General features: G+C 73.4%; 18 protein-coding genes. 7 read left to right on the top strand and 11 right to left on the bottom strand.

Annotation, left to right across the window (positions count from 1 at the left end; all coding sequences use genetic code 11):
* Positions 1 to 521: 521 nt before the first annotated feature.
* A complete protein-coding gene (locus tag ACWDR0_RS29735) occupies positions 522 to 950 on the bottom strand; it encodes a cobalamin B12-binding domain-containing protein (protein WP_456354896.1) in 429 nt (142 codons plus the stop codon).
* Between the two features lie 413 nt (positions 951 to 1,363).
* Between ACWDR0_RS29735 and ACWDR0_RS29730 the strand changes: the two genes are divergently transcribed.
* Positions 1,364 to 2,140 (top strand): esterase/lipase family protein, encoded by a 777-nt coding sequence (locus ACWDR0_RS29730; RefSeq protein WP_456354897.1) that lies wholly within the window; start codon positions 1,364 to 1,366, stop codon positions 2,138 to 2,140.
* A 319-nt stretch (positions 2,141 to 2,459) separates the two neighbouring features.
* Positions 2,460 to 3,992: a M23 family metallopeptidase gene (locus ACWDR0_RS29725; RefSeq protein WP_456354895.1), complete on the top strand. Its 1,533-nt coding sequence runs from the start codon at positions 2,460 to 2,462 to the stop codon at positions 3,990 to 3,992.
* A gap of 157 nt (positions 3,993 to 4,149) precedes the next feature.
* Here ACWDR0_RS29725 and pcrA read toward each other — a convergent pair whose 3' ends face one another.
* Both pcrA and ACWDR0_RS29715 read right to left on the bottom strand, forming a co-directional pair.
* Positions 4,150 to 6,633 carry a DNA helicase PcrA gene (gene pcrA / locus ACWDR0_RS29720; protein WP_456354894.1) on the bottom strand — a complete coding sequence of 828 codons (2,484 nt, stop codon included), beginning with the start codon at positions 6,631 to 6,633 and terminating at the stop codon, positions 4,150 to 4,152.
* Positions 6,634 to 6,768: 135 nt separating this feature from the next.
* Positions 6,769 to 7,122, bottom strand: coding sequence for a hypothetical protein (locus ACWDR0_RS29715; RefSeq protein WP_456354893.1), 354 nt, complete (start codon positions 7,120 to 7,122; stop codon positions 6,769 to 6,771).
* Between the two features lie 240 nt (positions 7,123 to 7,362).
* Between ACWDR0_RS29715 and ACWDR0_RS29710 the strand changes: the two genes are divergently transcribed.
* Positions 7,363 to 8,421 (top strand): NlpC/P60 family protein, encoded by a 1,059-nt coding sequence (locus ACWDR0_RS29710; RefSeq protein ID WP_456354892.1) that lies wholly within the window; start codon positions 7,363 to 7,365, stop codon positions 8,419 to 8,421.
* Between the two features lie 219 nt (positions 8,422 to 8,640).
* Here ACWDR0_RS29710 and ACWDR0_RS29705 read toward each other — a convergent pair whose 3' ends face one another.
* Together ACWDR0_RS29705 and ACWDR0_RS29700 are read right to left on the bottom strand one after the other, a co-directional pair.
* On the bottom strand, positions 8,641 to 9,360 hold the full coding sequence (locus ACWDR0_RS29705) for a LuxR C-terminal-related transcriptional regulator (RefSeq protein ID WP_456354891.1): 720 nt from the start codon (positions 9,358 to 9,360) through the stop codon (positions 8,641 to 8,643).
* The gene (locus ACWDR0_RS29700) at positions 9,357 to 10,700 is read right to left on the bottom strand and encodes a PspC domain-containing protein (protein ID WP_456354890.1); all 1,344 of its coding nucleotides are present in this window, start codon (positions 10,698 to 10,700) and stop codon (positions 9,357 to 9,359) included. The genes ACWDR0_RS29705 and ACWDR0_RS29700 overlap by 4 nt, the downstream gene beginning before the upstream one ends.
* A 214-nt stretch (positions 10,701 to 10,914) precedes the next feature.
* Here ACWDR0_RS29700 and ACWDR0_RS29695 point away from each other — a divergent pair, with 214 nt between their 5' ends.
* Positions 10,915 to 12,267: a PspC domain-containing protein gene (locus tag ACWDR0_RS29695; protein ID WP_456354889.1), complete on the top strand. Its 1,353-nt coding sequence runs from the start codon at positions 10,915 to 10,917 to the stop codon at positions 12,265 to 12,267.
* Complete coding sequence (locus ACWDR0_RS29690; protein ID WP_456354888.1) at positions 12,254 to 12,751, top strand: hypothetical protein; 498 nt, start codon at positions 12,254 to 12,256, stop codon at positions 12,749 to 12,751. Before ACWDR0_RS29695 ends, ACWDR0_RS29690 begins: the two co-directional genes overlap by 14 nt.
* On the opposite strand, the gene ACWDR0_RS29685 is transcribed toward ACWDR0_RS29690, so the two are convergent.
* The 3 genes from ACWDR0_RS29685 to guaA form a co-directional block, all read right to left on the bottom strand.
* Positions 12,658 to 13,191: a DoxX family protein gene (locus ACWDR0_RS29685; RefSeq protein ID WP_456354887.1), complete on the bottom strand. Its 534-nt coding sequence runs from the start codon at positions 13,189 to 13,191 to the stop codon at positions 12,658 to 12,660. The genes ACWDR0_RS29690 and ACWDR0_RS29685 overlap by 94 nt on opposite strands.
* A 107-nt stretch (positions 13,192 to 13,298) precedes the next feature.
* Positions 13,299 to 14,222: a class II aldolase/adducin family protein gene (locus tag ACWDR0_RS29680; RefSeq protein WP_456354886.1), complete on the bottom strand. Its 924-nt coding sequence runs from the start codon at positions 14,220 to 14,222 to the stop codon at positions 13,299 to 13,301.
* Between the two features lie 252 nt (positions 14,223 to 14,474).
* Positions 14,475 to 16,058 (bottom strand): glutamine-hydrolyzing GMP synthase, encoded by a 1,584-nt coding sequence (gene guaA / locus ACWDR0_RS29675; protein ID WP_456354885.1) that lies wholly within the window; start codon positions 16,056 to 16,058, stop codon positions 14,475 to 14,477.
* A gap of 451 nt (positions 16,059 to 16,509) precedes the next feature.
* On the opposite strand from guaA, the gene ACWDR0_RS29670 reads away from it, so the two are divergent.
* Both ACWDR0_RS29670 and ACWDR0_RS29665 read left to right on the top strand, forming a co-directional pair.
* Positions 16,510 to 16,866: a chorismate mutase gene (locus ACWDR0_RS29670; RefSeq protein ID WP_456354884.1), complete on the top strand. Its 357-nt coding sequence runs from the start codon at positions 16,510 to 16,512 to the stop codon at positions 16,864 to 16,866.
* 774 nt (positions 16,867 to 17,640) lie between these two features.
* The gene (locus ACWDR0_RS29665) at positions 17,641 to 18,798 is read left to right on the top strand and encodes an LPXTG cell wall anchor domain-containing protein (RefSeq protein ID WP_456354883.1); all 1,158 of its coding nucleotides are present in this window, start codon (positions 17,641 to 17,643) and stop codon (positions 18,796 to 18,798) included.
* Between the two features lie 183 nt (positions 18,799 to 18,981).
* Here the strand turns inward: ACWDR0_RS29665 and ACWDR0_RS29660 are convergent, their stop codons facing one another.
* The 3 genes from ACWDR0_RS29660 to ACWDR0_RS29650 form a co-directional block, all read right to left on the bottom strand.
* The gene (locus ACWDR0_RS29660) at positions 18,982 to 21,117 is read right to left on the bottom strand and encodes a GMC oxidoreductase (RefSeq protein WP_456354882.1); all 2,136 of its coding nucleotides are present in this window, start codon (positions 21,115 to 21,117) and stop codon (positions 18,982 to 18,984) included.
* A 70-nt stretch (positions 21,118 to 21,187) separates the two neighbouring features.
* Positions 21,188 to 22,804 (bottom strand): succinic semialdehyde dehydrogenase, encoded by a 1,617-nt coding sequence (locus ACWDR0_RS29655; RefSeq protein WP_456354881.1) that lies wholly within the window; start codon positions 22,802 to 22,804, stop codon positions 21,188 to 21,190.
* Positions 22,805 to 22,980: 176 nt separating this feature from the next.
* Positions 22,981 to 24,778, bottom strand: a 1,798-nt coding sequence (locus ACWDR0_RS29650; RefSeq protein ID WP_456354880.1) for a serine/threonine-protein kinase, incomplete at its 5' end; no start/stop codon positions are given.

The raw sequence follows: 24,778 nt of genomic DNA, 5'->3' as shown, positions 1-24,778 counted from the left end.
GCTGCGGGGGCGACCCTGCACCCCACTCCCACGTGACCCCGACTTGAGCAGCACCGCAAAGCCCCTGATGGTGTCGCCGTCACCGGGGGAGGACATGTCTTGTGGTGACCCATCCCCGGAGGGTGTGTGCTCTCTCGGGGTGCGGGCCCGCCCTGGGGATGTGCGTCCATTGTTTGGCGCGGGACCCTGTCGGCATCTCCGGGTCCGGGGGCTTCCATGTGCGGGTCCGTGGGGAGGGGGGTGCAGGGTCGCCCCCGCAGCCACGGGCGACCAGACCGACGCGCTTCAGGGCGGTGCATCGCACGTGGCGAGGAGGTGAGCCCGGAGGCCACCGACCTGCCCGAACCAGACAAGACCGGGTGACGACCCCACGAAGAGCGGGACTCGACCACCGTTGAAGCACCCGCACCAGGCAAGGGCCGCAGGCACAGGTACCCAGGGGCGCGAGGAACTGCGCAACAAGCCATGGACGGCCCGCGGCCGGACACGCGGAACCGGCCACCCACGGCTCCGGGGCCGGGCTACCCCCCAGCGGGAGGCGACCCCGCGGGAGGCGACAGCGTGGTGGTGATCCAGGCGACGATGGACGTCGTTGTCGCGCCCGGGGTGAAGATCTCCGCCACGCCCTTCTCCTTCAGCGGGGCGATGTCCTCCTCGGGGATGATCCCGCCCCCGAACACCCGGATGTCCTCGGCGTCCCGCTCCTTGAGCAGCTCCAGCACCCTGGCGAAGAGGGTGTTGTGCGCGCCGGACAGGATCGACAGGCCGATCGCGTCCGCGTCCTCCTGGATCGCGGTGTCGACGATCTGCTCGGGTGTCTGGTGGAGACCGGTGTAGATGACCTCCATGCCCGCGTCCCGCAGGGCCCGTGCGATCACCTTGGCCCCGCGGTCGTGCCCGTCGAGACCGGGTTTGGCCACCACTACGCGGATCGGACCGGTCACACCCATCTCTGCCTCCACACACTCACTGCGCCATCGAGTGAACGATCGTTATCCACAGCATCCCGCACCCGGCCGTTTCGCGGTGCACCGGGAGGGGGAAATCACATGTGGGACACGTTCGATATGCGGCGTACCCGCGACGGAAGGCGTACACGCCTCCCCGGCCGGGCGCGCCGCCGAAGGAGCCGCTTCCGGTCCGCACGGCCGAGCCGCCCGGGTCCGACGGGGACGCGGGAAGCGGTTCCCTGAGGGCGTGCGGGAGCCGGCGTCGTCTTCCGTGCGCGTACGGAGGCCGGCCCATGCAGGTTCTGTCCTTCATCCCCCGGAATCTCGGCCCCCTGTCCGGGCCCGACCCCACCGCCCTCCTCACCGGCAGCCGCCGCACGGTGGAGCAGCTCCGCGAGCTGTGCGAACTGCGGATGCCGTCCACGGCGCTCCGGGCGAACGCCCTGGAGCTGGCGATCCTCGCGGGGCATCTGCTGCTCTACCCCTCCGGTCTGACCGACGAGCGCCCGGCACCGGCCGCGGCGGCGGGCTCCCCGCCCCGGCCGGTGATCATGCTCCATGGGTTCGTGGACAACCGCTCGGTGTTCGTGCTGCTCCGCCGTTCGCTGGCCCGGCACGGCTGGCGGGATCTCCAGTGTCTGAACTACTCGCCACTGACCTGCGACATCCGGGCGGCGGCGCAGTTGCTGGGCCGCCATGTGGAAGAGGTCTGTGCCCGTACCGGCCGGGAAGGGGTCGATCTGGTCGGCCACAGCCTGGGCGGGCTGATCGCCCGCTACTACAGCCAGTGCCTCGGCGGTGATCTGCGGGTACGGAACGTGGTCACGCTGGGCACTCCGCACTCCGGTACCCGGGTCGCCCCGCTCGCCAGCGCCCACCCGATCGTGCGCCAGATGCGGCCGGACTCCCCGGTCATCGAGGAGCTGCGGCGCGCCGCGCCGGGCTGCCGGACCCGTTTCACCAGCTTCTGGAGCGAGCTGGACCAGTGGATGGATCCGGTGGAGACGGCCCGGGTCGACCACCCCGACCTCCGTGCCGAGAATGTGCGGGTGACCGGCATCGGCCATCTTGCGCTGCCGGTCCATCCCGCCGTCGCCGCCCGGATCCGGGAGGTCCTGGGCGCGGCGCCCGGTACACCCGGATCGGTCGGCGCGGACACCGCCGCCGGGGAGCCCGTGGCGGTTGCCTGACCGTGTCCGGGCGCCAAGCCGCCGGAGGCCCGGGCCCGCCCCGGACGGAGGTCCCGGCGCGCCCCCGCGACAGGGTCACCGCAGAGCCTCACAGCCGGTGACGGTTTGTCGAACGAATTTCGAACGTACGGCCAAAGCTCTCCCGCCGCCTCGCCGAAAGACGCTCGAATGCCCCTTTCCTGACCGCGCAAAACCTGCGGAAGATTGTCGGCGCCGCATACCGCCGGGTACAGTCGCGCCACTGGTTTCCCCTCTGGGTTCCGACTTGCTCGACGACCCCAGACCCAGCGGTCCTGCTGCCGAGGCGAGAGAGAAGTTGGTGAACGACCAGCACGCCCACGCCGGGTACGTCGGCCACGACACTTACCCCACCGGCAGCTTCGACACCGACCCGCTCTTCGGTGTTCTCCCCGAGTCCGGCACGGACCACGGCACCCACTACGACGCGGGCCAGTGGGACACCGGTTCCCAGCAGACCGCCGCTCCTTACGGCGGCTACGACGCCTACGGCGCGGGCGGTTACGACACCACGGGGACCGAGCAGGCGGCGACCGCCGGTTACGAGTCGACGTACGGCACCACGGGTCAGTGGGACGCCTCCGCCTGGGCCGCGCCCGCGGAGCAGCCCGCGGAGGCCACCGGCCAGGACCCGGCCGCCACGTACACCTATGACAACGGCGGTTCCTGGGGCGCGCCCTCCTTCGAGTCGGGGGCCTATGACGCCACCGCCTGGAACACCGCCGAGGGCGCCGGAACGCCCGGCGCGGACGCCGAAGCGCTCCCCCTCGTCCCCCAGCAGTACACGCCGGATCAGGAACTCCCGGGCACCCAGCAGGACTTCGACGGCCAGAACTTCCAGGAGTACCAGGAGTTCCCCGGCCAGGACTTCCCCGGCCAGGAGTTCGTGCCGGACGCCGACGCCACCGCGGTCGTGCCCGTGGTGGACGGCGAGCCCGCCCCGCACCACGGCTCCGGCGAGCCCGAAGACGGCACGGGTTCCGGTTACGACACACCGCAGGAGCACGACGGCGAGGACGAGCCGGACTACGGTTCGATCACCGGTGTCGCCCCCGTCACGCCCCGCCCCGTGCGCCGCGCGGGCAACGGCGGCCGCGGTCGGCGCCGTACCCCCGCCAAGCGTTCGGCGCTGCTGACCGTCGCCGTTCCCTCCGCCTGTGTGATGGGAGTCGCGGGTATCGCGGCCGCCTCCGTCGGCGATATCGGCGCCGAGCCGAAGGTGAAGGAAGACACCACCACGCTGGCCGCCGCGGACACGCCCACCGAGCAGATCGCGGCCAACTCCCGGGTGGACACCCAGCTCGCCGCGCTCAGCGCCGAGGCCCGGGACTTCGGGGACCGCGCCTCCCGCACCCAGGAGCGCATCGACCTCAAGGCCCGCCAGGAGGCGGAGCGGCAGAAGCGCGAGGCGGAGGCCAAGCGGCGCGAGGCGCTGCGGCCCAAGTTCGCGCTGCCGGTGAAGCAGAAGGGCCTGAGCACCTACTACGGCCAGTCCGGAGTCAACTGGATGGCCCTGCACACCGGCATCGACTTCCCCGTCGACTACGGCGCCGAGGTGATGGCCGCGACCGACGGCACGGTCCGGACGCAGTACAACCGGGCCTACGGGAACATGGTCATCCTGACCGCGCCGGACGGCACCGAGACCTGGTACTGCCATCTGGCGTCCGCCAAGGTCCGCTACGGCAAGGTGAAGGCGGGCGATGTCATCGGCTACGCCGGCGACTCCGGCAACTCCACCGGCCCGCACCTCCACTTCGAGGTGCGCCCCGGCGGCGGCTCCCATGTCAATCCGCTGACCTGGCTCCAGAGCAAGGGGCTCAACCCGCTCTGAGCACACGGCACGGGCCGCGGGCGATTGCCCTCGGCCCGTACAGCCGCGTGCAGATACACCGGATGTACCGGACTCCCGGCCGTAGCGGCCGGGAAAGCCGGGCTCCGGGGAGCCCGTACGCCCCGGGCGGCGCGGCCGCCCGGGACCGCCGGGCGGGCTACAGCTTCTCGACCGGCGCGTACCGCAGCAGCAGCCGCTTGGGCTTGGGGTCCCCGAAGTCGATGGTCGCCTGGGCGTCCGGACCCGAGCCCTTGACCTCGACGACGGTCCCGAGACCGAACTGGTCATGGGTGACCCGGTCCCCGATCGCCAGTGCGATCACCGGCCGCTCCGACGCCCCGCGCCCGGTGGCGAACCCGGACGCGGCGGAACGCCGCCCGCCCGCGCCCGCCGACGGCATCGACGGCATCCGCGAGGAGCCGCCGCCGAAGGAGGAGGCCGACACCGCACCGGCGGCGGGGCCCATCGGGCCGGTCCGCTTCCACTCCAGATGCCGGGCGGGGATCTCCTCCAGGAAACGCGACGGCGGGTTGTACGAGGGCTGGCCCCAGGCGCTGCGCATCGTCGACCGGGTGAGATACAGCCGCTCCCGGGCCCGGGTGATGCCGACATAGGCCAGCCGGCGCTCCTCCTCCAGCTCCTTGGTCTGGCCGAGGGCCCGCATATGCGGGAAGACGCCGTCCTCCATGCCGGTGAGGAAGACCACGGGGAACTCCAGCCCCTTCGCGGTGTGGAGGGTCATCAGGGTGATGACGCCCGCGCCCTCCTCGTCCTCGTCGGGGATCTGGTCCGAGTCGGCGACCAGCGCCACCTGCTCCAGGAACTCGGCGAGGGTGCCCGCGCCCTCCTCGTCGGACCGGGCCTGCTCGAACTCCAGCGCCACCGCGGCCAGCTCCTGGAGGTTCTCGATCCGGGTCTCGTCCTGCGGGTCGGTCGACGCCTGGAGTTCGGCAAGATAGCCGGTCCGCTCCAGGACGGCTTCCAGGACGACGGCGGGACCGGCCCCGGACTCCGTGATCGTCCGCAGCTCCTCCATCAGGACGTTGAACCGCTTGACGGCGTTGGCGGAGCGGGCGGCCATGCCGTACGCCTCGTCGACCCGGCGCAGCGCCTGCGGGAAGGTGATCTTCTCGCGGAGCGCCAGGGCGTCGATCATCGCCTCGGCCCGCTCCCCGATCCCGCGCTTGGGGACGTTGAGGATACGGCGGAGCGGGACGTTGTCCTCGGGGTTGGCGAGGACCCGCAGATAGGCCAGGACGTCCCTGACCTCCTTGCGCTCGTAGAACCGGACGCCGCCGACGACCTTGTAGGGCAGGCCGACCCGGATGAAGATCTCCTCGAAGACCCGGGACTGGGCATTGGTGCGGTAGAAGACGGCGACATCGCCGGCCTTCGCGTCGCCCGCGTCGGTGAGCCGGTCGATCTCGTCGGCGACGAACTGGGCCTCGTCGTGCTCGGTGTCGGCGACATAGCCGGTGATCCGCGCGCCGTCGCCCGCCTTGGTCCAGAGGTTCTTGGGGCGGCGGCTCTCGTTCCGCTCGATCACGGCGTTGGCCGCGGAGAGGATGGTCTGGGTGGAGCGGTAGTTCTGCTCCAGGAGGATCGTGGTGGCCTCCGGGTAGTCCTCCTCGAACTGGAGGATGTTGCGGATGGTGGCACCGCGGAAGGCGTAGATCGACTGGTCCGCGTCGCCGACGACGCACAGCTCGGCGGGCGGCAGATCCTCCCTGCCGGTCCCGACCAGCTCCCTGACCAGGGTGTACTGGGCGTGGTTGGTGTCCTGGTACTCGTCGACGAGGACATGGCGGAAGCGCCGCTGGTAGTGCTCGGCCACATCCGGGAAGGCCTGGAGGAGGTGGACCGTGGTCATGATGATGTCGTCGAAGTCCAGGGCGTTGGCCTCGCGCAGCCGGGACTGGTACATCCGGTACGCCTCGGCGAGGGTCTTCTCAAAACCATCGGCGGCCTGGTCGGCGAAGCTCTCCTCGTCGATCAGCTCGTTCTTCAGGTTGGAGATCTTGGCGCTGAAGGACTTCGGGGGGAACTTCTTCGGGTCGAGGTCCAGATCCCGGCAGACCAGGGCCATCAGCCGCTTGGAGTCCGCCGCGTCGTAGATGGAGAACGACGAGGTGAAGCCGAGCTTCTTGGACTCGCGGCGGAGGATCCGGACACAGGCGCTGTGGAAGGTGGAGACCCACATCGCGTTGGCGCGGGGGCCGACGAGCTGCTCGACGCGCTCCTTCATCTCCCCGGCGGCCTTGTTGGTGAAGGTGATCGCCAGTATCTGGCCGGGGTGGACCTGCCGGGTGGCCAGCAGATGGGCGATCCGGTGGGTGAGCACCCGGGTCTTGCCGGAACCGGCTCCGGCGACGATGAGCAGGGGCGAGCCCGAGTGCACGACGGCGGCGCGCTGCTCGTCGTTCAGCCCTTCGAGCAGGGCCGCGGGGTCGACGACCGTACGCGGGGCGCCGTCGCGGTGGTACGCGTCACGCTCGGGCGGCAGGTCGAAAGCGCCCTGGAAGAGGTCGTCCGGAACCTCCTCCCGGGTCTGCTCCTCGGGGGCCTCGCGGTCCTCGGGATGCGGGGGCTCCTCCTCGGGCTGGAGGTTCGCCAGGAAGTCTTCGTCAAAGAGGCTGCTCATCGCTCTCCGAGTCTATGCCGGGGCACCGACAGCGGGTGGCCGTCCGCCGGAACTCCCGCCCGGTGGCCGCGGCGGCCTCCGCCGCCGGGGCCGGGCCCGCCCGGGCGTCCGCCCCCGGTCCGGCTCAGGTCCGGCTCAGGTCCAGATCGTCGCTATGAGGATGTTCACCGTGGTCAGCCCGCCGACCGCGGCGAAGAGCGGCTTCTCCACCCGCTCGTCGTCCCGCTTGACGTAGACCAGCGCCAGGATCACCACCAGGACGGCCATCTTGATGCCGATCTTGAGGTTGTTGACCGTCTGGTCGTCGGCCTGGTTGAGCCCGACCAGGGCAACACCCGTGACCAGCATCGTCAGCGCGCCGTGCAGCATCGCGGGGGTGAAGCGGGCGGCGCCCTCGCCCATCGACTTCATCTGAGTGAGGAAGCCGCCGAGCAGGGACGCGATTCCGATGATGTGCAGCGCCACGAAGACATTGATGAGTACGTCCATGGGGCGGAGCCTAACCGCCGCCATATCACCCCTCTTCGGTCAGGTGAGCCTCATTCGCCGCTTCGGTCACGAACTCCCCGACGCCCGCACGCTCGGTAAGCAATCGGTCACACAAGAGAGTCGAGTTGACCGGCTTCGGGCAGAATCAGTCGTTCCGCCACCGGACCGTTACCTCCCGCCTAGCGTCCTGCCCCGGAGGTTCGCCGGGCCCGGCAGGGTCCCGGCAGGTACGGAAAGGACGTGGACGCCCTCGTGGCAGCGCACCGCAAACCGAAGCAGGCGCGGCGTTACCCCTTCGCCGCACGGCCCGCAGCCCGCACCGCCACCACCCTGGCGCTCGCGGGCGCGGCCACCGCCACCGCTTTCCAGGGCACCGGCTCCGCCGACACCGTGCTCACTCCGGCGCAGGTCAAGGCCAGGGTCGACAAGCTCTACCAGGAGGCGGAGGCGGCGACCGAGGCGTACAACGGCGCGAAGGAGCGGGCCGACCGGGCCCGGGAGGAGCTGGACGGGCTGCGGGACGAGAGCGCCCGCCGGGCGGAGCGGCTCAACGCCACCCGGGACGCGCTCGGCTCCCTCGCCGGGGCGCAGTACCGCGCCGGGGCCGTGGATCCGGTGATCCGGCTCGCCCTGGAGTCCGACCCCGACGGCTTTCTGGAGCGGGCCGCGATCGACCGGCTGGTCGGCGAGCGGCACGCGGCGGCCGTGGCGGATGTCCGCGGGCGGCTGGCCGAGCTGGACCGGCTGCGGGACCGCGCGGGCCACCGGGTCGGCGAACTCCGGGACCGCCAGGGCGAACTGGCCCGCCGCAAGGCCGTGGTGCAGCGGAAGCTGGCCGCCGCCGAAAGCCTGCTGAAGCGGCTGGACGCCCGGGAGCGGGCCGCGTACGACGCGGCGGCCGCCGGTCCGGCCGGGGCCCGTCCCGGGCCGCCCGCGGTACCGGCGGGTTCGCCGCGGGCGGCCCGGGCCGTGGCGTACGCCTACGGCGCCCTGGGGAAGCCGTACGTCTGGGGCGCCACCGGGCCGGCGTCGTACGACTGCTCCGGGCTGACGCAGGCGGCGTGGCGGGCGGCCGGGGTCGCCCTGCCGAGGACCACGTACACCCAGATCGGCGCGGGCCGCCGGATCGCGCGCTCCGAACTGGCGCCGGGGGATCTGGTCTTCTTCTATCCGGGCATCACCCATGTCGGGCTGTACGTCGGCGGCGGGCGGATGATCCACGCGCCGCGCCCGGGTGCGCCGGTGCGGATCGCGCCGGTGGACGAGATGCCGTTCGCGGGCGCGACCCGGCCCGCGTGAGACCGGGCGCGGGCGGGAGCCCGCCGGCCGGGCGCGGCGTACGAAGCCGGGCGCCGTACGAAACGGAGTGCCCGGACGAGGCCGGGCGCGGCGTACGAAACGGAGTGCTGTGCGAAACGGAGTGCCGTACGAAGCCGGGCGCCGTGCCGGGGCCGGGGCCCGGCGCCGTACGGGACCGGGGCCGCCGGGTACCCGGTCCGCCGGGCCGCCCGGCCCGGTTCAGATCAGCCGGCGCGCCGTCGCCCAGCGGGTCAGCTCATGGCGGTTGGAGAGCTGGAGCTTGCGCAGCACCGCCGAGACATGGGACTCGACCGTCTTCACCGAGATGAAGAGCTGCTTGGCGATCTCCTTGTACGCGTACCCCCGGGCGATCAGCCGGAGCACCTCGCGCTCCCGCTGGGTGAGCCGGTCGAGGTCCTCGTCGATCGGCGGGGCGTCGGTGGAGGCGAAGGCGTCGAGTACGAACCCGGCCAGCCGGGGCGAGAAGACGGCGTCCCCCTCCTGGACCCGGAAGACGGAGTCGACCAGATCCGTACCGGTGATGGTCTTGGTCACATAGCCGCGGGCGCCGCCGCGGATGACCCCGATGACGTCTTCCGCGGCGTCCGACACCGAGAGCGCCAGAAATCTGACGGGGTGCTCGGCCGCGCTCATCAGCGGGGCGCAGCGGCGCAGCACCTCCACCCCGCCGCCGCCCGGGAGGTGGACGTCGAGCAGGACGACCTCGGGGCGGGTGGCGGTGATCACGGTCACGGCCTGGTCGACGTCGGCGGCCTCCCCGACGACCTCGACGCCGGTGATGTCGGTGCGGCCGATCTCCGCCTGGACCCCGGTGCGGAACATCCGGTGGTCGTCGACGAGGACGACCCTGACCCGGCGACCGGGGCCACCGGCCCCCTCCCCCGCCGGACCGGCCTGTCCTGCCTGCTGCGACGTCATGCGTCCGCCCTCTCCATGGTCAGCTCCACTTCCGTGCCCTCCCCGGGCGCCGAGGTGAGCCGGACCGTACCGCCGTTGCGCTGCATCCGGCCGACGATCGACTCCCGGACTCCCATTCTGTCCCCGGGAACGGAGTCGGGGTCGAACCCGGGGCCGCGGTCGCGGACCGAGACGAAGACGGTCCTGCCGTCGACCTCGGCGAACACCTGAACCGGGCCGCCTTCGCCACCGTACTTGGCGGCGTTGACCATCGCCTCCCTGGCGGCCTGCATACAGGCGGAGAGCTTGTCGTCGAGGGGGCAGTCGCCGACGACCACGACCTCCAGCGGGACGCCGTGCTTGTCCTCGACTTCGGCGGCGGCCTTCTTCACCGCTTCGGCGAGGGTCCCGGGCTCCTCGTCCTCCTCCTTGCCGGTGCCCTCGGGCTTGTAGAGCCAGTTGCGCAGCTCGCGCTCCTGGGCCCGGGCCAGCCGGCGGACCTCTCCGGCGTCGTCGGCGTTGCGCTGGATGAGGGTGAGGGTGTGCAGTACGGAATCGTGGACATGGGCGGCGACCTCGGCCCGCTCCTGGGCGCGGATGCGCATCGTCCGCTCCTCGGAGAGGTCCTGGCTCATCCGGACCAGCCAGGGTCCGGCGAGCAGGGCGATACCGGCGATGACGGCGATGGCGGCGGTAAGGACATTGCCGAGCTGGGCGGCGGAGCCCCGGACGACCACGAAGACGGTGAGTCCCATGCCGACGAGTCCCACCCCGACGACCAGCCGGACCACCTGGAACAGCCCGCTGTGGCGGGAACCGGCCGCGGTCCAGCTCGCCCGGCGGGCGTTGTCCGCCTGCCGCCACACCAGCACCACACCGGCGCCGATCAGCAGGGTCGGCCAGATATAGCGGTTGGCGCGGTCGGTGGAGTTGAGGTCCCCGAGGAAGATCAGGAAGCCGGCCGCGAGGGCCGCCAGCGCGAACACCTGGCCCTTGTCGGGTCTGCGGAGCCGGCGGCGGCCGTCGTCCGACGGCTCGAAGAGGGAGCGGTGCTCGGTGTCGGCCGCCCGGCCGCCGATACCGAGCGGGACGAAGACCCAGAACGCCGCGTACAGCAGGATGCCGAGGCCGTCGGCGAGGAGCAGCCCGACGAAGACCAGCCGCACCCAGGCGACGGGCACGCCCAGATGCCCGGCGAGGCCGCGGGCCACCCCGCCGAGCAGCCGGCCGTCGGCGCTGCGGTAGAGCCTGCGCCACGGGACGCCGTCCTCGGGCGCGTTGGCGCGCGCCGGGCGCTCGGCGCGTTCGGTGCGTTCGGCGCGCGGGGGCTCGGCGGTGGGACGGGGCGGGGCGGCGGGCATGGTTCGATCGTCACACGAACGACGGCCCGCCGGTATCAGGGGCGACCCCGAGAACGACCCTGAGGGCGGTACGGTCCGGGCCCGGCAGGCCCCGGAGGAGCCGGGGCAGGGCCGGGGCGGAGCCGGGAAGGGCCCGGGGGCGGTCGCGGATATCAGGGTCGGGCCAGGGTCGTCCCCGGTCCCGTCCGCGGGCCGGTGCCGTCACCATGGACGTATGAAGCAGTCGACCCCGACCCCGACGCCGCCCGCCGGTCCGTCCGACGAGCCGCCCGCCGCTCCCCTCGCGGCGCAGCCGGCCCGGCAGCTCCGCCGTGACCAGCGTCACCGGGTCGTCGGCGGGGTCTGCGGCGGCCTGGGCCGCTACTGCGACGTCGACCCGGTGATCTTCCGGGTGGTGGTCGGGGTGCTCGCGGTGACCGGCGGTCTCGGTCTGGTCTTCTACGGCTTCGCCTGGCTGCTGATCCCCGCCGAGGGCGAGGAGGAGTCGGAGGGCCGCCGGCTGATGGGCGGCCGGGTCGACGGTACGGCGCTGACCGCGGTGCTGCTGGCGCTGCTCGGCTGCGGGCTCTTCCTGACCATGCTGACCAGCCCGGGGACGATAGGTTTCGCCGTCCAGCTCGCGGTCGCCACGGTCGGTGTCGCGGTCTGGTCCCGGCGGCGTACGTCGTCGCCGCAGGACACCGTCCCGGGGGCGCCGGGGGCCGCCGGGGCGGCGCACGCCGTCCCGGACGCGCCGCCGGAGACGAAGGCACCGCCCGCGCCGGACAGCCCCTCGTGGTGGCGCGACCCGATCGCCAAGGAGACACCGCCGCCCCCGCCGGAGCCCGAGTACCTCTGGGGGCCGGAGGACGCGCGGGGCGCGGCGCCCCGGCGCACGCCCCGCGGCGGGTCCGGTGCCCGGGAGAAGAGCGCCGGGGACCGCGGTCCACGGCCGATCGGCGGTTCGCTCTTCGGGTTCGCGGCGGTGGCCTGCTTCCTCGGCATCAAGCTGAGCTGGGACGGCAATCCGCTCGGCACCAGTCTCCAGATCGGTCTGGTGGCGGCCCTGGGCGTCTTCGGACTGGGCCTGGTGATCAGTTCGTTCCTGGGCCGGACCGGCTTCGGCACGGTCCTGCTGACGGTGGTCACCGCCCTGCTGCTGGCGGGGGCGGCGGCGATCCCCAAGGACATCGGTACGGACTGGCGGCGGACGACCTGGCAGCCCGCCGCGCTCGGCGACGTACGGCCGTCGTACGAACTGGGCACCGGGGTCGCGGTACTGGACCTGTCGAAACTGCCACTGACGGCGGGCGCGACCGTGACGACCGGGGCCGAGGTGGGGCTGGGCAAGGCCAAGGTCGTGGTCCCGGCGAACGCCGTGGTGAAGCTGCGGGCGGCGGCCGGTGTCGGGGACATCAGACTCCCCGGGGATCCGGAGGACGATATCGACGTCTCGCCCGGCCAGGAGCGCAGGGTGACCCTGCCCGCGCCCGCCGGGAAGACCCCGGACACCGCGGCGGGGGGCACGGTCGAGCTGCATATCGAAGTCGGCGTCGGACAGGTGGAGGTGGCCCGTGCCGCACCCTGAGCGGGACAACCCGGCGGGCCGGGAGGACCGCAAGGACCCCAAGGGCCGGGAGGGCCGGGAGGCGCCCCCGGCGACGGGCGGCGGCCCGGCGCACGCGCCGCGCGCCCCCCGCGGCCCCGGTAGCTCCCGCGGCCCCGGCGACCGGCGCGGCCCCGGCGACTCGCGCGACGCCCCTGGCGCGAAGGAGGCGCCGGTGCGCTGCGGCGGTGGGAAGGGGCGGCCGCTGCTGCACGGTTTCCGCCCCGGCCGGGCCACCGCGGGTACCGCCGTCCTGGTCACCGCCCTGCTCTTCGCGGGCGACGCGGCAGGGGACTGGAGCACCCCGTGGTACGTGGTGTTCCCGGTGGCCTTCGGCGGGCTGACGCTGGCCGGCGCGGTGGGGCTCGCCCACTACGGCCTGCGGCGCCGCCGCTTCGCGAGCAGCGCGTCCAGGGACGGCGCGGCCGTTCCGGCCAGCACCAGCGGCAGCCAGGCCATCAAGTAGGCCAGGTCGTTGCCGTAGTAGTACGGCTCGGTCTGCCAGCTGACGGTCAGCCACAGGCTCAGCGAGATCAGCGCCCCGCCGAGCGCGGCGAGCCGGCCGAGCAGCCCGGCGAGGGTGCCGACGCCGACGGCCACCTCTCCCCAGGCGATCGCCTCGCCGAAGGCCACCGGGTTCTCCAGGGCCAGATCGACCAGCCAGGGGACGGCGGAGCCGTCCCGGACCGCCCGCATCAGCTCGCCGATGGACCCGGCGCCCTGGGCCGCGAGGAACGTGCTGTCACCGAGCTTGTCCAGTCCGGCGTAGAGGAAGGTCACGCCCAGAAAGATCCGCAGCGGCAGCAGGGCGTACCGGACGCCCAGTTCCCGCAGTCTGTTGACGAGAGCGCGGAATCCGCCGCTCCCGCCGTCCGCCTCCGCCGTGTCCCGCCGTGTGTGCGCCATCGCCGGTCAGTCTCCTTCCGGATCGGCCCGTCGTACCGCCGGGCCCGGTCTTACCCGGTCGTACCCGGTCACCGTCGTTGACCATACGTACGGGAGGGCCAGGCGGCTCACCGTGAAGAGGGTTCCTTTTCCGCGCCCTCCGTCCGATGGCGGTCACGGCCGCGGCCGCGGCCCGGTTCACCGGCCGTCAGTTCGCGCCACAGCGGCTGGAAGCTGATCCAGGCGGCGAGGTCGGTGCCGAGCTGCCCGCGGGTGGCGACCGCGTCCCGGTGTCCGATCGGTACGGGCTTCCCGGCCGCGCGCGCCATGAGCTGCACCTGGGCACAGCGCTCCATGGACAGGAACCACCAGACGGCCGCGTCCACCGAATCCCCGACGGTCAGCAGGCCGTGGTTGCGCAGGACGAGTGCCTTGCGGGGGCCGAGGGCACCGGCGATCCGGCGGCCCTCCTCCTCGTCGACGGCGACCCCGGTGTACGCGTTCACCAGCGCATGGTCCTCGTAGAAGGCGCACGCCTCCTGGGTGAGGGGGTCGATCAGCTCGCCGAGGGCGGCGAGCGCCCGCCCGTGGAGGCTGTGGGTGTGGACCACGGCCACCACGGCGGGCCGGGCGAGATGCACCTGGGCATGGACGGCGAAGGCGGCCTGGTTGATGTGCCGGTCGCCGTCGACGACCTGGCCGCGGGCATTGACCAGCACCAGATCGGCGGGGGTGACCAGGGCGAACGGCAGCCCGAAGGGGTTGACCCAGAAGCAGTCGGGGTAGCCCGGATCGCGGGCGGTGATATGCCCGGAGACCCCGTCCTCACAGCCGTGGCGGCCGAGGATCCGCAGCGCTCCGGCGAGCCGCTCCTTGCGGTGGGCCCGTTCGGCGGCCGGGGTCTCGTGGACGGGCGGCAGTTCGAAGCGGAGCCGTTCCACCGGAACGGGCGAGGGGGCGGGCGGGGGGACGGCCGACGGCGCGGCCGAGGGACCGGCGGGAGCCGACGCGGGGACGGGCGGAGGCGGCGGCGCGGGCGTCTGCTGCGTCATGCGCGGACCGTAGCGCGCGGGTCCGCAGGTGAACAGAGACATGCGTACGCCGGGCGGGCGTGCGGGCCGGTGCCGGGCCGGAGACACCGGCGCGCCCGCGGAAGGATCCACGGGGGCGCGCCGGTACTCGCTTGTTCGCTCCGGAAAGCCGCCGCTCCGGAAGGCGTTCGCTCCGGACAGCGTTCCCTCAGCGGGTGCCCGCTCCGGGGCGGGTCCGCTGCGGGAGGTGTCGGGGAGTCCCCCGGAGGGGGCTCACTCCCACTCGATGGTCCCCGGCGGCTTGCTGGTGACATCGAGGACGACACGGTTGACGTCGGCGACCTCGTTGGTGATCCGGGTCGAGATCCGGGCCAGTACGTCGTACGGCATCCGGGTCCAGTCCGCGGTCATCGCGTCCTCGGAGGAGACCGGGCGGAGCACGATGGGGTGGCCGTAGGTCCGGCCGTCGCCCTGGACGCCCACGCTGCGGACATCGGCGAGGAGGACCACCGGGCACTGCCAGATCTCGCGGTCCAGACCGGCGGCGGTCAGCTCCTCACGGGCGATGGCGTCCGCCTCGCGCAGCAGGTCCAGCCGCTCGCGGGTGACCTCGCCGACGATACGGATACCGAGGCCGGGGCCGGGGAAGGGCTGGCGCTGGACGATCTCGTCCGGCAGGCCCAGCTCCTGGCCGACCATCCGGACCTCGTCCTTGAACAGCTTCCGCAGCGGCTCGATCAGCTCGAACTCCAGGTCGTCCGGGAGTCCGCCGACATTGTGGTGGGACTTGATGTTGGCGGTGCCGGTGCCGCCGCCGGACTCGACGACGTCCGGGTAGAGGGTGCCCTGGACGAGGAAGGCGACGTCCTCGCCGCCCGCGGCGCCCTCGGCGACGATCTCGGCCTGCGCCTGCTCGAAGACCCGGATGAACTCCCGGCCGATGATCTTCCGCTTCTCCTCGGGGTCGGAGACCCCGGCGAGGGCGGTCAGGAAGCGCTCCTGGGCGTCGACGACCTTCAGCTGGACGCCGGTCGCGGCCACGAAGTCCTTCTCGACCTGCTCGGTCTCGCCCTGGCGCATCAGGCCGTGGTCAACGTAGACGCAGGTGAGCTGGGCTCCGATGGCCTTCTGGACCAGGGCCGCGGCCACGGCGGAGTCCACGCCTCCGGAGAGTCCGCAGATGGCGCGCTTGCTGCCGACCTGCTCCCGGATGGCGGTGACCTGCTCGTCGATCACATTGCCGGTGGTCCAGGACGGCTCGATGCCGGCGCCCCGGTAGAGGAAGTGCTCCAGCACCTGCTGGCCGTAGGTGGAGTGCATCACCTCGGGGTGGTGCTGCACGCCGTAGAGCTTCTTCTCGTCGTTCTCGAAGGCGGCGACCGGCACCACGTCCGTCGAGGCGGTGACGGTGAAGCCCTCGGGCGCGGCGGAGCAGGCGTCGCCGTGGGACATCCACACCGGCTGCTCGGCGGGCGTGCCCTCGAAGAGGGTCGAACCGGTCTTGGTGACCTTCAGGGGGGTACGGCCGTACTCGCGCGCACCGGTGTTGTCGACGGTGCCGCCGAGGGTGGTGGCCATCAGCTGGAAGCCGTAGCACATGCCGAAGACGGGCACCCCGGCTTCGAAGATCGCCCGGTCCAGCCGGGGCGCGGCGTCCGCGTAGACGGAGGAGGGACCACCGGAGAGGATGATCGCCTTCGGGTTCTTGGCCAGCATCTCCGCCACCGGCATGGTGGAGGGCACGATCTCGGAGTAGACCCGGGCCTCACGGACGCGTCGGGCGATGAGCTGGGCGTACTGCGCGCCGAAGTCGACGACGAGTACGACATCGGGCGCGGCGGCGGGCGCTGAGGACACTGGCGGCCTTCCGGCGAGGGCTGGCGGGGGTCGGTGTACCCGATTCTACTGGCGCCGGACGGCCCGCCGCCCCGGATACGGAGGGTGCCCGGGGCCCCACGGTTCGTTCCGGGGCCCGCGGGCCCTGATTCCCGGGCGCCGGAGGCCGGGGTGAAAGCCGGGGCGGAGCGAAAGCCGGGCCGGGGCGGGGGCGGGCACCGGGGCGGGGCCCGTCTCACGATCCGGCCCCGGCTTTGGCGTCCGGCGGGCCGGGAGGCCATACTGGCGCCCATGCAGCAGCACCAGACCTTCGTCTTTACCTATGGCACCGGCCCGTCCGGCTGCCACGGTCGTGCTGCTTGAGCAACTGACAAGCGACTTCGACAGAGCGCCCCGGCCGGGAACGGTCCGGGGCGCTCCGTCGTTTCCGGGTCCTTCCGCCGGGCGCCCCCGCACCCTTCGAGGAGCCCCCGTGTCCGCCGTATCCACCGCCACTGCCACCACTGCCACCACTGCCACCGCCGGCGCCGTGCTGCCGCGCACCCCGCAGACGCCCGCCGAGACCACCGGCGCCCACACCCCCGAGGCCGCCGAGCTGATTGCCGGGGCCCGGGACCGGATCGACGCGCTCGACGACCGGATCATCGGTCTGGTCCAGGAACGGATGGCGGTCTCCGCCGTCATCCAGGACGCCCGGATCGCCTCCGGCGGCCGCCGGGTGAACCTCTCCCGCGAGATGGACGTCCTCACCCACTTCCGGGACGCGCTCGGCAAGCCCGGTACGGCGCTCGCGCTGACGGTCCTGGAGCTGTGCCGGGGCCGCGTCTGACCGCCCGGTCCGGGCCGCCGGGCGGTGGCCGTATCTGAGTTCGGGTGCGCTCTCACCCGTACGGCGCGTGACCGCGGGAGACGGGGCTTCGTTGGTCCCGGTGCCGTGCCAGCCAGGGGCGGCCCCGCAGGAAAACCACGCGTGGCTCCGCTGGAGCGTGTGACGTACGCAGGTACGTCGTGGGACCTCGCGCCAGCGCGCGTGACCGGTCGGCAGGGGACAGCAGCCCGGTCACCCCGGCGGCCGGTTCCGGGGACGCCCGGAACCGGCCGCAGTCCCGTCCGGACCGCCCCGCCGGACGACCCCCGCCGGGGCGCCCCCGCGAATCCACGCGCCGGGCACCCCGCACCACCGGCAGCACCACTCCCGTCGGCACCCACCACGACCACACCCCCGCGGCGCACCCCCCGGCGCCGCCCAGGGCCCCGCGGCTCCGCGCCCCGCGGGGCCCTTCGCCGTCACCGGAGCCGGGACCCGGGTGGGCGGGGACGGGAGGGGACGGGCGGGGCCGGGCCGGGCCATCGGCTTCGCCCGGTAACCACGGCGACACCCCGAATGGAATTGATCATGGCTTTGGTTCCGATATCGGTGATACAGGCCACATAAACTTTCCGTCAGTTTCCTTACAACCTTTTCGGCCACCACCCAGTCGTCTCTGGCGTATCTGTGATCACCTCCGTGCCATCACATCCCGCGATTCACGGAAGTCACCGGATATTCGATGATCGAATGCCGTAATCCCGCGGCATTCGACCCGCCGAGCACTGAGGTCTTATGAAGCTCCGTCGTGCCGCGGCCGTCGCCGCGGCGTCCGCCGTCCTGGCCCCCCTCGCCCTGCTGTCGGCTCCGGCCGCCCTGGCCACCGGGGTGTCCGACCCCGCCGCCTCCACCACTACGGGCAACCCGGGCACCCCCGCCACCGACCCGGAGAAGGAGCCGGGCACCGGCTCCACCGAGGGCGGTACCGCCGGGGACACCGAGCCGGGCAAGGGCGAGGACGGCGCGGCCGGGGACGGGAAGACCGACGGCGGCAAGACCGACGGCGAGTCCGCGGGCCAGGACGGCCAGCAGCCCGCCGAGCCCGGCAAGGAGGGCGACAAGGAGCCCGGGAAGCCCGGCGAGGGCGAGGGCGAGGGCGGCAAGCCCGGCGAGCCCGGCACCAACCCCGGCAACGGCAACGGCCAGCCGCCCGTGAAGCCGGGCGAAGGGGAAGAGGGCGGCGAGGAGGGCGAGGAGGAGTGCGCCACCGAGACCGAGAGCAAGGACCTCAAGACGACCCTCCGCGGGCTCCCGTCGAAGGTCGTCGCGGGCAGCGGCTGGCAGAACTTCACCTACCGCGTCGCCAACGACTCCGACCGGGCGCTGGAGTCGGTCACGACGTACCTGCTGGTCGAGGCGTACACGGGCGACGACTTCGACGAGATCATCAAGTACGTCACCCTCCAGGCCAAGTACGGCGGCACCTGGCAGGACGTGGACATCGACGCGGCCTACCTCGGCGACACCGACCAGCTGAAGGCCGGCGAGTACGCCGAGCTGGAGCTGCGGCTGAAGGTCGACGGCAAGGCCCCCGCCGGGACGGCGTTCCTGATGACTCTCGGCGTCCAGTACGACGAGAAGAACAACTGCATCATCGGTCTGCCGATGGACTACGAGTTCGCGATCCTCGCGGCGGGCAGCAAGCCGGGCGGCGGCGGCGACGCCGAGGGCAAGCCCGGCAAGGGCAAGCCGAACAAGCCCGGCAAGCCCGGCTCCGGCAACGGCTCCGAACCCCAGGGCGGCCGTAAGGACGTGCCGGTGACCGGCAACCTGGCCGCGACCGGCTCCTCCGACGCGCTCCCCGTCATCGGGGTCGTCGGCGGTGTCGCCGTGCTCGCCGGTGCGGGTGTGGTCTTCGCGCTGAAGCGCCGCCGGGGCGACGCGACCGCCTGAACCCGACCGTCCGCCTGACCGTCCGCCGACCGGGCGGCCCGGCGGGCGATCCACGCGACCCGGAGGGGCCGCTGCGCTCGGAGGGGGGCGCAGCGGCCCCTCCGTACGCCTGCGGCCGGATACCGGCGGAGTGCCGGAGCAGCCGGGGCGTACGGCGGGAACCGGCTCGGGCCCCCGCGGCCTTCAGGCCCCGGCCCCGGGCCCCTCTGCCCGCCCGGTACCGGCCGCCTCGGTACCGGTGGGCCAGGTTCCGGACGGCCCGGTGTCGGCCGGAACCGTTCCCACCGGCCCGGCTCCGGCCCGCGGCGGAACCACCGGCACTCCCAGGAACGGCAGCCTCAGCGCGCCGAACGCCCCCTCCGGTACCGCGGGCGCCCGCGGGGCCACCGGTTCCGGCCGGAGATACGGCTCCCCCTGGGCCGGGCGCGGATCCCGCTCGCCGCGGTTCGGCCAGAACGACATCGCCCGCTCGGCCTGCGCGGTGATCGTCAGGGAGGGGTTGACCCCGAGGTTCGCGGTGACGGCCGCGCCGTCGACGACGGAGATCCCGGGGTGGCCGTAGAGCCGGTGGTACGGGTCGATCACACCCGACTCCGCGTCCGCGCCGATCGGACAGCCGCCCAGGAAGTGCGCGGTCAGCGGGGTGCCCATCAGTTCGCCGACGTTCGACCCGGCGAAGCCGTTGATCTCGTCGGCGAGCACGCTCGCCGCCCGGGTGGCCACCGCCAGCTGCGTCGGATTGGGCGCGCCGTGCCCCTGCCGGGCGGTCAGCAGCCCCTTTCCGAGACCGGAGGGTTTGCGGTAGGCGGTGAGGGAGTTGTCCACCGACTGCATCACCAGCCAGATGAGGGTCCGCTCCGACCAGTGGCGGTACGAGAGCGAGCGGAGCGCCGTCACCGGATGGCGGACCATCCGGCCGAGCCAGCCCGCGACCCGGCCGCGGCCGAACCGGGGCCGCCCGGCGCCCGGGCGGTAGGGCACCTGGAAGGTCGTCAGCAACCCCATGGCGTTGGAGCCCCGCCCGTACCGCACGGGTTCGATATGGGTGTGCTCGTCGGGGTGGACGGACGAGGTGATGGCCACCCCGCGGGTGAAGTCCACGCGCGGCGCGCCATGGCGTGCGCGGTAGCGCCGGTCGTCGGTCTGCGCCCCCACCACCGCCTCGGAGTTGGTACGGGTCAGCTCGCCCAGCCGCCGCGACAGCCGCGGCAGCTCCCCGGTGTCCTTCATCCGGTGCAGCAGCAACTGGGTGCCGTAGGTCCCGGCCGCGACGACGACCCGGCGGGCCCGGAAGACCCGCCCCGGCCCCCGGCGGCGCCGGTCGGTGGGGACGGTGGCCACGGAGTAGCCGCCGTACCCGTCCTCGCCGAGGCCGACGACGGTGGTCATGGGGTGGACGACGGCCCCGGCGCGCTCCGCGAGATGGAGGTAGTTCTCGTTGAGGGTGTTCTTGGCGCCGTGGCGGCAGCCGGTCATGCACTCGCCGCACTGGACGCAGGCGCGGCGGGTGGGCCCGGCTCCGCCGAAGTAGGGGTCGGCCGCCTCCTCGCCGGGCGCCGCCCGTACCCCGCGGCCGCTGCCGCCCTGCCCGGTGCCGCCGTGCCCGGTACCGCCGTGCCCACCGGCCGGGCCGTCCGCGGCGGCCCGGCCGTCATGGGCGGTCCCGCCCACCGGACCGGCCGCCTCCGCGGGCCCGGGCCCCGGCCCCGGCGCGGGCGCGGGTTCCGATCCGGGCGCGGGAGCGCCGTCGTGACCGTCGTGGCCGTCGCCGAAGAAGACGCCGACCGGCGCCATATGGAAGGTGTCGCCGATGCCCATCGCCTCGGCCGTGGCCTTCAGATGGACGTCCGCCGCCGTCGTCGTGGTGTTCAGCCGGGCACCGAGCATCCGGCGGGCCTGGTCGTAGTACGGCCGCAGCTCGCCCTCCCAGTCGGTGATGTCCTTCCACTGCGGATCCCGGAAGAAGGCGGCGGGCGGGACATAGAGGGTGTTGGCGTAGTTCAGGGACCCGCCGCCGACCCCGGCGCCCGCGAGCACCATCACCTTCCCCAGGAGATGGATGCGCTGGATGCCGTAGAGGCCGAGCGCCGGGGCCCACAGGAAGTTCCGCAGGTCCCACGAGTTCCTGGGGAGGCTCTCGCGGGTGAAGCGGCGGCCCGCTTCGAGGACCCCGACCCGGTAGCCCTTCTCGGTGAGGCGGAGCGCCGAGACCGCCCCGCCGAAGCCGGAGCCGACGACGACCACGTCGTAGTCGTAGGCCTCGTCACCAGCGTCACCGGCGGCGGTCGCGGCGGCGCGGGCAGGGGGTACCGCGGGCATGGTGCTCTCCTCCGTACGAAGGTGGGGAACGGGCCCGCGACGGCGCGGGCGCGCGGCCGGGCGGCGCCGGTCAGCGCAGCCCGAACGCCTTCATCAGCCTGAGCGAACGGCTCATCAGCGCCGCGTACTTCTCGTCGTCCATCCCGAACGCCGGGCCCATCGGCATCACCCGCTGCTGGGCGACCGTCTGTGCCTCGGTGAACTTGAGGATGCCCTCGGAGCCGTGGCGCCGCCCCAGACCGGAGTCCTTCATGCCGCCCATCGGGGACTGGACACTGCCGTACGCGGGGGCGTATCCCTCGTTGATGTTGACCGTGCCGGTACGGAGCCGGGCCGCGACGGCATGGCCCCGCCGGCCGTCCCGGGTCCAGACGCTGGCATTGAGGCCGTACGGGGTGGCGTTGGCGCGCTCGACGGCCTCGTCCTCGTCCGAGAAGCGGTAGACGGAGACCACCGGGCCGAAGGTCTCCTCGGCGCAGACCGCCATCGGCTCCCCGACGCCTTCGAGGATGGTCGGCTCGTAGAACAGCGGGCCGATATCGGGCCTGGCGACCCCGCCCGCCAGGACGGTCGCGCCCTTGGCGACGGCCTCGTCGACATGGCGGACCACGGTTTCGAGCTGCCGCTCCCCCGCCAGCGAGCCCATCTCGGCTCCGTACGCCAGGGAGTTGCCGAGGCGCATCGCCTTCGTCCGGGCGGTGAACCGCTCCAGGAAGGCATCGGCGACCGACTCGTGGACGTACAACCGCTCGATGGAGATGCAGAGCTGTCCGGCGGAGGAGAAGCAGGCGCGGACGGCGCCCGCCGCGGCCCGCTCCACATCGGCGTCGTGCAGTACGAGCATGGCGTTCTTGCCGCCGAGTTCGAGGGAGCAGCCCACCAGCCGATCCGCGGCGCCCCGGGCGACCTCGCGGCCGGTGCGGGTGGAGCCGGTGAAGGAGACGTAGTCGGCGTGGCGGACCACCTCGGGTCCGACCACCGGGCCCTCGCCGATGACGACCTGGAAGACCGCCTCCGGCAGACCCGCCTCGACCAGCAGTTCACGCGCCCACAGGGCGGTCAGCGCGGTCTCGGTGTCGGGCTTCATGACGACGGCATTGCCCGAGACGAAGGCGGGCAGCGCATCGCCGACGGAGAGTTCCAGGGGGTAGTTCCAGGGCGCGATCTGGCCCACGACACCGCGCGGCTGGCGCAGTTCGGTGGTCTTGGTGAGGACGGGCACCACGCCCGCACGGCGGCGGGGCCGGAGATAGGACGCGGCCCGGCGGCCGTAGTGGCGGGCGGCGACCGTGACGGCCTGGATCTCCTCGTGGGCGTGGAGCCGGGCCTTGCCGGTCTCCAGCTGGATGAGGTCGAGGACCTCGGCCTGCCGCGCCAGCACCAGATCGTGGAAGCGGAGCAGGACGGCGGCGCGGGTCCGGACCGGGACCGCGGCCCAGCCGGGCTGGGCGGCCCGGGCCCGGGCGAAGGCCGCCGCCACATCCGCGGGCGTGGATTCGGGCAGATCGGCCAGCTTCTCGCCGGTGAAGGGGCTGTGGTTGGCCGTCCGGCCGGAGCCGGCGACCCCGTGGGTCAGCCGGGCGACCACCTCGGGGGTGACCACGTCAGCGGCGGTACGGGCGCCGGCCGGTGCGGCGGCTCTGGGGTTGGTGCCGAGGGGGGCGGCCGGGGCCTTCGCGTCCTTCATGAGGCCGAGCGTATGCCTCCGGAACACCTTTGGGTACCCGTCGGTAACAGCTTTGGCCGGACCCGTACCATCGCGCCAGTAATGACTGGCACATAAGTCCTGATCAGCGGCTTGTTCGAAAATTTGGCCGGTGAGGCGGAGGTTGCAGTGCCCCCGCGATCGCCCGCGGGCACCGGCTAGAGCCCTTCGATCCGCAGATGGCCGGTGATGGTGTCGAAAAGCCGGTCGCCCTCCTTCGCCGCCCAGCCTTCGGCCGGTCCCGAGACCCGCAGCAGCCAGTACACCCGCGCCCCGGAGCCGCCCGCCCCGCCGCCGGTGACGACGACGCGTTCCTGGCGGCGGAACCGCACCTCCTCCTCTTCCCTCGCCGCGGAGTAGTAGGGGAGATAGGTGAGGGTCGAGTCGAAGGCTTCGGCACCCTGGTGCCTGTGCTCGGTGACGGTCACCCGCTGTGCCTTGAAGTCCCGGCCGTCCTTGCCGCCGCGTTCGTAGAACTCCCGCCAGGCCGCCGGGGTCGGGGTGCGCCCGCCCTTCTGTTCGGCCGTCTCGACCTTTTCGAGGCCGACTTCGAAAACCCCGCTGGGGTCGTAGTACGTCACCCGGGCGTCGCTGGGGTGCTGGGCGCGCCGGTAGTCGGAGGGCACGGCCACCGAGGCGGAGAGGACCTCGCGGTCGTTGCGCACCTCCCAGCCGCCGGGGAGCCCCGTCCCGTCGCCGCCGCCGAACGGGTCCGTCACCACCAGGGCCGCGGCGGCCGCCAGGGCGAGCACCCCGCCGACGGCCGCGAACCACACCGCGCGGCGGCGGCGCGGGGCCGGTACGGGGCCGGGGCCCGGGCCGCCGCTCCCGGCGGTGACCGGGGCGGCCGCGGCGGGCGGCCCGGCGGGGCCGAAACCGGGGACCGCGGGCGGAGTGGCACCGGGGGCGGCCGGGCCGGCGCCGGGGGCGAGGGGCGCGCCGAACCCCGGGTACGGGGCCTGCGGCAGGGGTACCGGCCGCGGGGGCCGGGCCAGGGACTCCAGGGTCCGCCGGACCTCCGCCCGGTCCGGCCGCAGGGCCGGGTCCTTGTTCAGCAGGCGGAGCACCAGCGGTCCGAAGGGCCCGGTGCCGCGGGACGGCGCGGGCGGTTCGGCCGAGACCACCGCCTGGAGGGTGGCGGCGGCGTTCGACCGGCGGAACGGCGACACGCCCTCGACGGCCGTGTACAGCACGACACCGAGGGACCACAGGTCCGACGCCGGGCCGGGCCGCTCTCCCCGCACCCGCTCGGGGGCGATGTACTCGGGCGAGCCGACGAACGCCCCCGTCTCGGTGAGCCCCTGCTCGCCCTCGACCCGGGCGATGCCGAAATCGGTGAGCACGACCCGCTCGGCGGGACCGTGGTCCGGCTCGCCGTCGTACCCCTGAGGTTCGCCCTCGTACCCCGGCCGTCCCGGATCCCGGGGCGCGAGCAGGATGTTGTCGGGCTTCACATCGCGGTGCAGCACCCCGGCCTCGTGGGCGGCGTCGAGCGCGCCCAGCACGGCGAGCCCGATCCGGGCCGCCTCGCGGACGTCGAGCGTCCCCTCCGCCAGCCGGGCCCCCAGCGACCGCCCCGGCACCAGCTCCATGACCAGCCAGGGCTTTCCGTCCTCGACGACGACATCGTGGACGGTGACCACGGCCGGATGCCCGATCCGGGCGGCGGCCCTGGCCTCCCGCCGCATCCGCAGCGCCAGCGTCTCGCGTTCGGCGGCACCGAGGTTCCCGGGCACCCGGGGCTCCTTGACGGCGACCCGCCGGTCCACGACCTCGTCATGAGCCCGCCAGACGGTGCCCATACCGCCGTGCCCGAGCCGGGCCACCAGCCGGTAGCGGCCGCCCAGCAGCCGCCCGGACTCCGGGCCGGGCGCGGTCGCGGGTACGGACCCGGGAGCGGACTCCGGGCCGGGCGCGGTCGCGGGTACGGACCCGGGAGCGGACTCCGGGCCGGGC

The sequence above is a fragment of the Streptomyces sp. NPDC003691 genome (assembly GCF_053981115.1).
Note: the sequence above shows the minus strand (reverse complement) of the source record. Positions and strands in the feature narration are given on the sequence as shown.